Below are 7,775 nucleotides of genomic sequence, written 5' to 3'. Positions count from 1 at the left end.
TCAGTTTTTCTTAAATAATGAAAATTGCAGGCACCTTCTTCTTGTAAAGTAAAAACGTTCACGTAGGAGCTTTAGCTGTTGCTAGGGTTCTAGGCTCATGCTTTTGCTTTCCTATGGAGACGTTGATGAAAGGAGGGGGACTTTGCTCATAGTCGAACATAAGCATTTTTTCTAATGTCAGATAACGGATTTTTTCTTGAATGTACGGATTCACTAACAAGTGTGTTAGATAAAGGTTATCGCATTCCCCTATATACGCGTCTATTTGCGAAGGAATATATGGTTAAATAAATTGCTAGGAATAAGATTGGTAAAGTAATATATAGCGGGATAACTTGCATTAGACCGAGAATATTTAAAAAGAAAGCGACAGCTGTTAATAATAAAAAGAGAAGTGGCTGAATAAATTGTTTCATCCTATCACCTCTATGTAATTTTTTTACGCTTGTAAATCGTATGTAGTGAGGAGATCATTTAGAAGTGACATTTTTGTGAAATCATGAACATACTACTTGAAAGGTGTAAAGTTACTTGGTATATTTATATTGTAAGTTAAATACAAACAAAACCCCTTTGTTTGATCATGAAACTTTCTCCCATCCCCCTTTGTTATTACAAAGAGAAAAAAGGCTATACGCTGCCCCGTATAGCCTTTTTTTATATATAAATAATAATGAATAATGACATTAGGTTAAAAAAGTCTTATAAAAGATTGTTGATTAATCATCATATTTCCAAAAATCACCATATTTCACAGGGACTCGAACTACTCTCTGCTTAAGCTGTAACTTCTTCATTTCTCTTTCCGCTTTGGCCATGGACCAATCATAGACCACGGCAATCTCTTTTGTTCCAACTGTTTTATAGAAGGAAAGAAAACTTTCCAATGGCGGCTTTTCCGAAGGGATTGGCTCTTTCTGCAAAATCTCTCTAAGAATTCGAACATAAATTTCATAAGGGTAGAGACCTGATATTTTAATCCCTTGTTCCTCTGTAACTTGATTAAAGAAAACAATCGTTGGAATAAAATCAACTTCCATTTCTTGCGTTAACTTTAAATCACATTGAAAAGCCTTCTTAGCTGATGATGAGTACAAATCGTTTCTGAATTCATCTGTATCCAAATTTGCTGCTTTTGCACATGCATAAAGCACTTCTTCGTCTGATATATCTTGTTTATATAAAAATGCACTCTCTTGAATTTTACGAAGAAAAATACGACCTGCTTTTTTCCCTTGTAATTCAGCAGCTTTGATGGCTAAGGATGCAATCCACGGATAAGGGATCGGATTTTCAGTCCATAGGTCCCCATCACAACACATACCAGTCCGTTTCGCTGTTTTTTCCCATATATCTTTTATTTTTCTAGGACGGTCAAATTGGTCTTTATTCAATGTATTTAGGTGTCCACTAATAATTGGACGTATAGTGAAAAAACGGCCGTATTCCATAGACAGCTTTTTTAAAAATGGCTCTAAAGCCCAGCACTCAGGACAAAGTGGATCAACAAAAACATAGATTTCAATTGGCTTCTGAACAAAATCAAAAAAGCTATATTGCTCCGATGTGTTTGATTGATAGGAGGATGTAACTCCAGAATGATCCCAACTCACATCGATTCTCCTTTCTCCTATTCTGGCGTGTTCATCATGTGGTTTGCAGTTAAGGTTAATTTTTCAAATATAGCTGTGCGATAGGGTTCAGCTATTTCTGCTTCTTCTAGTGCATGTGCCATACAATCAAGCCAAGCATCTCTGCGGGTAGGCGTAATCTCAAAAGGTAGATGTCTTCTACGTAACATTGGGTGACCACGCTCTTCAGCATACAATGATGGTCCACCCAAAAATTGGGTAAGGAAAAGTTTTTGTTTATGGATTGTTTCTGTTAAATCTTCTGGAAAGATTGGAATTAAATCTGGATGCTTTCCAACACGTGCATAAAAAGCTTGCACAAGCCGATCAACAGAAGCAAAGCCACCTATTGCTTCAAAAATGGTTCCAGGTTGTTTCATTCTCATTTTCCCCTTATTTGTTTCTATTTATTGTAGCAACGGAATGGGAAGTGGGCAAATAATCTGATTAGAATGGCTAGGTGAATGGACCCATAATTGGTTAATAATAGCAGAAAACTAAAAACGAGCTTTTTGTTTGTATTCTATTCTATTCTATTCTATTCAAGGACATGGCAAATAACTCTTTTTAGTCTAGAATGAATCACTATTCTACATAGTATTTAATGTTGAGAAAAAACGCTTGATTTTATTTGGTGTATCTCTTTTGGGAATTCGATAGGAAGTCAGCAGTTCATTAAATTTCGCTAGTCCATTTTTAGTAGATGTTGCCTCTAGTTCTAGCTCATAATCCGATGTTCCATTATACGTGCTATAATCAAGTACTAGCAAAATGTCCTCTTTCTGTACTTCTCTTCGTTCTGTTATCAAACTGCCAAAATAACTAAGAGATGATAGTGAAATTCCTAATTCATGTAATTGTGCAGATGTTTCAGGTTTTTCTACCATCTTTCCTCTAAAACATGCTTCTGCCTCTTCTTTTGTTATAAAGTCATGTGTTTCTAGTAACCCTTGCGCGTGTGGTTCTTTAAGCGTTAAACGATAGAAACCATTTTTTTCTCGAATGCGTAGAGCACATCCTAACTGTTGCAATGCAAGATCCTTTGTTTCAAAATAGTAGTTGGTCTGTGTGTCACTATAAGCAGGAAATGGTATTTGACTTAATAAGCGGTGGTACTCTTGTTGGGTTAATAAATTTTTAAATTCAATCTCTATTTCTTGTGCCATAGTTACCCTCCACGTGAAAAAATAAGCTATTATTGATTATCGCCAATTTGCTACAATTTTGCAAAGATTAGTCATTGATCAATTCTGTGATACAATAATAGAGGCTTAATATTTGTGATAAACAATTAGGTGGTGTTGCATGTGAATTGGAAAACAATACTTGCTCCATATACGCAGGTTGTTGAAGAATTAAAGGTTAAATTAAAAGGGATTCGTAAACAATTTGAATATGATTCCAGACATTCACCAATTGAATTTATAACTGGCAGGGTAAAACCAATCCCTAGCATCCTAGAAAAAGCGGAAAATAGAAAAATCCCATTAGAGCATATAGAAAGAGAAATTCAAGATATCGCTGGTGTACGAGTGGTTTGTCAATTTGTAGATGATATCTATACCGTTGTAGAAATGATTCGAGCAAGAAAAGACTTAACGATTATTGAAGAGAAGGACTACATATCTGCAAAAAAAGAGAGTGGTTATCGATCGTATCATCTAATTATTGAATACCCTGTGGAAACAATTGATGGAATGAAAAAGTTACTCGCAGAAATCCAAATTCGAACATTGGCCATGAACTTTTGGGCTACAAATGAACATTCTTTGAATTATAAATATAAGGGAAGTATACCTTCAGAAATTAAGGAGAGATTACAAAAGGCGGCAGAGGCAGCTTTTAAACTGGATGAGGAAATGTCTATGATCAAGCATGAAGTTCAAGAAGCACAGCGAATGTTTCATCGAAAGTAAGTAAACACACTCCTTGTTCAAGTCAAACTAGAATAGTAAAATTTACATATGAATTTAAACTACATACATCAAGGAAGAGGGATGTTGAAATGAAATTCGCAATTGTGTCAAAAGGAGATGCGCGCTCCGAACAAATTAAAGGTACAATGACACAGTATTTAACAGATTTCGAATTAGAATATAATGCAAATGAGCCAGACCTTGTTATTTCAGTAGGTGGAGATGGGACCTTTTTAGAAGCTTTCCATACGTACGTTCATCGTTTAGGTTCAACTGCTTTTATCGGTGTTCATACCGGACATTTAGGCTTCTATGCAGACTGGGTACCTGATGAAGTGGAAAAATTAATTATTGAAATAGCTAAAACGCCTTTTCAGGTTGTTGAATATCCTCTCCTTGAAGTGATCATTCGTGCTAAGTCCGGTGGGAGTGAAGATCGGTTTTTAGCATTAAACGAAGCAACGATAAAAACTGCCGATGGCTCTGTTGTATTTGATGTAGAAATTAAAGGGGAGCATTTTGAAACCTTCCGTGGTGATGGCTTATGTGTCTCTACTCCGTCAGGCAGTACGGCATATAATAAAGCACTGGGGGGGGGGATAATTCATCCTTCGCTTGATGCAATCCAGTTAACGGAGATGGCATCCATCAATAATCGTGTATTCCGAACTATTGGATCACCACTTATTCTACCCAAACACCACACATGTTTACTAAAGCCGATAGTAGATCGAAGTTTTTTAATTGCTATCGATCATTTTACAACGAATTATACGAATGTAAAATCGATCCAGTGCCGAGTGGCAGAAGAACGAATTAGATTTGCGAGGTTCCGCCAATTTCCATTTTGGAATAGAGTCAGGGATTCCTTCGTAGCTGATGATAATCATTAATTAGAAAGAGAAGCGAAGTCATGGAATGGAAAATAAAGAACGTACATCAGGATATGCTCATTCGAGATTACTTACGTGACATACAAGGATTTTCAAGACGAATTGTAAAATCCATTAAATTTGATGGTGGAAGTATACTTGTTAATGGTACTACTCAAACGGTCCGTTATCGATTACAAGAGGGGGACAGGCTGACAGTCCACTTTCCCCAAGAAAAAAAAGGTAGCCTTATGCAGCCAGAAGCGATTGAACTCTCGATTGTATACGAGGATGAAGATATTGTAGTTATTAACAAGACACCAGGTATGGCAGTTATCCCTTCCATTCATCATCCAAATGGGACAGTAGCAAATGGCTTATTAGCTCATTATGCGAAGCAGAATGTACCTTTTACCGTTCATATCGTAACACGTTTAGACCGAGATACATCTGGTTTGATGCTCGTAGCAAAGCACCGATATAGTCATTCGATTTTAGCTGATTCACAACAACATGGTGAAGTAACGCGGAAATATCGAGCAATGGTGGAGGGGAAGCTAAAGAATAAGCATGGTACCTTTCGTGCTCCGATCGCTAGAAAAGATGGATCAATTATTGAACGAGAAATTAATACGAAAGGAAAGTCGGCAATAACACATTATATAGTAGAGAAAGAGTTTTCGCACTATTCATTAGTCTCTGTTCAATTAGAAACAGGACGTACCCATCAAATTCGTGTACACTTCTCTGGAAATGGTCATCCACTTCTCGGAGATACGTTATACGGAGGCGCTACAACCACCATTTCCCGGCAAGCATTACATTGTAATGAGCTTTCTTTTAAGCATCCAGTAACAAAAGAATGGTTGGAATTTTATTCTGAACTTCCCGTGGACATGGCTGCTGTTATGAAAAATAGCTGAACTTTTCCTTTACAAATGGCTGTTCCGATGGAACGGCTATCGTTTTTTCCTCAGGAAGTCGAAAGGCTGTTAGCTTATTTCCAAATACGCATCCAGTATCGATATTAATCGTTTTCTTCATTAATCTGGGTTCTATAACAGGTGTATGTCCATATACAATCCATTCATCACCATCGTAGTACTGTGCCCAATCTTTTCGAATCGGTCGTCCATCTTCGTGCACTTCACCCGTGATATCACCATATAATACAAATGTTTTTACCTTTTTATCTGTTCTTCCGATGAGGGATTCCTTAATTCCTGCATGAGCAATAATTGCGTTTGCTTCTGGTAGCTGTAAGTAGAGAGGAGCCTGTTCGTATAACGTCATAAATTGCTTACGAACAACCTCTTGTTGCTTCTTGGTAAGTGATTTATATTCAGCAACAGTTGTTTCTAAGCCATGTCGTTGCTGAACTTGATTACCTAGAAAGTAACGGTATAGTTTATTACAATGATTACCAGGTACATATAAGGCTTTCTTATGAACGATAGCCATCTTATAGACGAGTTGAATGACAGCGATTGACCTAGGACCGCGATCGGTAATATCTCCAACAAAAATGGGAGTTCGTTGATGTGGATGAAGATAAATTTCATTTGTTTTGAAATAGCCTAGCTCGATAAAAAGATGCTCCAGTTCATGTAGGCAGCCATGCACATCACCAATTACATCTATTTTCATTGTAAAATCTCCTTGATTTGTTCGGTTATTTTGGATATGATATGTTGCGGGAATAATCGCATTACCTTAGTTTGAATTGTATCATATTATATATACGGAATTTCATTTACAAACAGAAGCTTGCTTCAATATTGTTAGAAATGATGATAAGGGACCATGACTTCATGTGATTTTTGTTTGATTGTAAACAGACAGGGTAAAATGAAGTGTAGGAAATAAAAAGGATGTGATCGTATGGAATCCAATAATCGATTTGATAAAGAATACGAAGTACAGTATGAACAGCATTGGGAGAAACTACAACAGGCACTGGATGATGATAATTTAGAAGGATTTCGTAGCGAGTTTTTAGACATGCATCCCTATGATCAGGCTATGTTTTTTATGGAACAGGAAAAGGCGATTCGTCTGCAAATATATACGTATTTATCTCCAGAGGAAATTGGTGACATTATGGAGAGTATGGACGAAGAGGATACACAGGTTTTAATGGCCGAAATGGATCCCCGCTTTGCATCCATGGTGCTAGCAGAAATGTCTGCTGATAATGCAGTGGATATTCTGAATGAGTTAGAAAAAGATCAGGTTGCTAGCTTTTTAACTATTATGGATAAAGAAGCCGCTGAAGAAATAAAACAATTGCTACATTATGAAGAAAAAACTGCTGGTAGTATCATGACTACAGAGTTTGTAGCAACGTACAAAACGTATACTGCTCAGCAAACAATGCAGCAGTTAAAGGAGGATGCTCCTGAAGCGGAAACGATCTACTATTTATATGTATTGGATAAGGATAAGCGCCTTGTAGGTGTTCTGTCTTTACGTGACTTAATCGTAGCGAATGAAAATACATTGATAGAAGATATTATGAGTGAAAAAATCGTAGCAGTATCTGTAGGGAAAGATCAGGAAGAAGTGGCACAGATGATGCGAGATTATGACTTTCTTGCATTACCAGTCGTTGATTTTCAAGATCATTTACTCGGTATAATAACCGTCGATGATATTTTAGATGTAATGGAAGAAGAAGCAAGTGAGGATTATTCTAAGCTTGCAGGGGTATCTGACATGGATAAACCCCATGATAATGCATTTGTTTCAGCACGGAAGCGATTACCATGGCTTATTATCTTGTTATTTTTAGGTATGTTTACAGCTAGCTTAATTGGTCGTTTTGAAGAAACATTAAATCAAGTTGCAGTGCTTGCGATATTTATTCCATTAATTGCAGGTATGGCTGGAAATACTGGGACACAGGCACTGGCTGTTGCTGTCCGAGGCTTGGCAAATGGTGATTATGGCAAGCAAGGAAAAGCGAAGCTCGTTATGCGAGAGGCTTGTACAGGATTAATAAATGGTATTGTATGTGGTCTCGTTATAACGCTGGTTATCTATTTATGGAAGGACAGTATTTATCTCGGATTACTTGTAGGTATATCTATTGCAGCAACTTTATTAGTAGCTACACTTGCAGGTGCACTCGTACCAATCTTAATGGAACGTATGCATATTGATCCAGCAGTAGCCTCAGGACCATTTATTACAACTATCAATGACATTATATCAATCCTCATTTATTTTGGAATGGCAACTGTATTTATGGGGTTCTTAACATGACATCACTTTCAGTTAAAAATGTAATAGGTAGTTAAGAACGAATTTATAACAGTTATACTTGCATGAGCTGGCTTGCACATCGATTTCAGCTT

At 36.9% G+C, this 7,775-nt stretch carries 8 protein-coding genes; 4 read left to right on the top strand and 4 right to left on the bottom strand.

Annotated elements, in window-relative coordinates; all coding sequences use genetic code 11:
* Positions 1–719: 719 nt before the first annotated feature.
* From JUJ52_RS15620 to JUJ52_RS15610, 3 genes are all read right to left on the bottom strand, one after another.
* The gene (locus tag JUJ52_RS15620) at positions 720–1,613 is read right to left on the bottom strand and encodes a ClpXP adapter SpxH family protein (protein ID WP_026680658.1); all 894 of its coding nucleotides are present in this window, start codon (positions 1,611–1,613) and stop codon (positions 720–722) included.
* Between the two features lie 17 nt (positions 1,614–1,630).
* The gene (locus JUJ52_RS15615) at positions 1,631–2,011 is read right to left on the bottom strand and encodes a globin domain-containing protein (RefSeq protein WP_026680659.1); all 381 of its coding nucleotides are present in this window, start codon (positions 2,009–2,011) and stop codon (positions 1,631–1,633) included.
* Positions 2,012–2,221: 210 nt separating this feature from the next.
* Positions 2,222–2,797 carry a CYTH domain-containing protein gene (locus JUJ52_RS15610; protein WP_205388418.1) on the bottom strand — a complete coding sequence of 192 codons (576 nt, stop codon included), beginning with the start codon at positions 2,795–2,797 and terminating at the stop codon, positions 2,222–2,224.
* 141 nt (positions 2,798–2,938) lie between these two features.
* Between JUJ52_RS15610 and yjbM the strand changes: the two genes are divergently transcribed.
* The 3 genes from yjbM to JUJ52_RS15595 are packed head-to-tail and all read left to right on the top strand — an operon-like array spanning position 2,939 to position 5,342.
* The gene (gene yjbM / locus JUJ52_RS15605; RefSeq protein ID WP_121604887.1) at positions 2,939–3,547 is read left to right on the top strand and encodes a GTP diphosphokinase; all 609 of its coding nucleotides are present in this window, start codon (positions 2,939–2,941) and stop codon (positions 3,545–3,547) included.
* Positions 3,548–3,579: 32 nt separating this feature from the next.
* Positions 3,580–4,440 carry an NAD kinase gene (locus tag JUJ52_RS15600; RefSeq protein WP_205389758.1) on the top strand — a complete coding sequence of 287 codons (861 nt, stop codon included), beginning with the start codon at positions 3,580–3,582 and terminating at the stop codon, positions 4,438–4,440.
* 20 nt (positions 4,441–4,460) lie between these two features.
* Positions 4,461–5,342: an RluA family pseudouridine synthase gene (locus JUJ52_RS15595; RefSeq protein WP_026680663.1), complete on the top strand. Its 882-nt coding sequence runs from the start codon at positions 4,461–4,463 to the stop codon at positions 5,340–5,342.
* Here JUJ52_RS15595 and prpE read toward each other — a convergent pair.
* Complete coding sequence (prpE, locus tag JUJ52_RS15590) at positions 5,326–6,066, bottom strand: bis(5'-nucleosyl)-tetraphosphatase PrpE (RefSeq protein ID WP_026680664.1); 741 nt, start codon at positions 6,064–6,066, stop codon at positions 5,326–5,328. The two genes, JUJ52_RS15595 and prpE, sit on opposite strands and share 17 nt — an antisense overlap.
* Before the next feature lie 234 nt (positions 6,067–6,300).
* On the opposite strand from prpE, the gene mgtE reads away from it, so the two are divergent.
* Positions 6,301–7,683, top strand: coding sequence for a magnesium transporter (mgtE, locus tag JUJ52_RS15585; protein ID WP_026680665.1), 1,383 nt, complete (start codon positions 6,301–6,303; stop codon positions 7,681–7,683).
* Positions 7,684–7,775 lie beyond the last annotated feature (92 nt).

The sequence above is a fragment of the Virgibacillus sp. AGTR genome, assembly GCF_016919725.2.
Lineage (GTDB): Bacteria > Bacillota > Bacilli > Bacillales > Amphibacillaceae > Virgibacillus > Virgibacillus salarius.
This window is presented reverse-complemented; position numbering and strand designations above follow the sequence as displayed.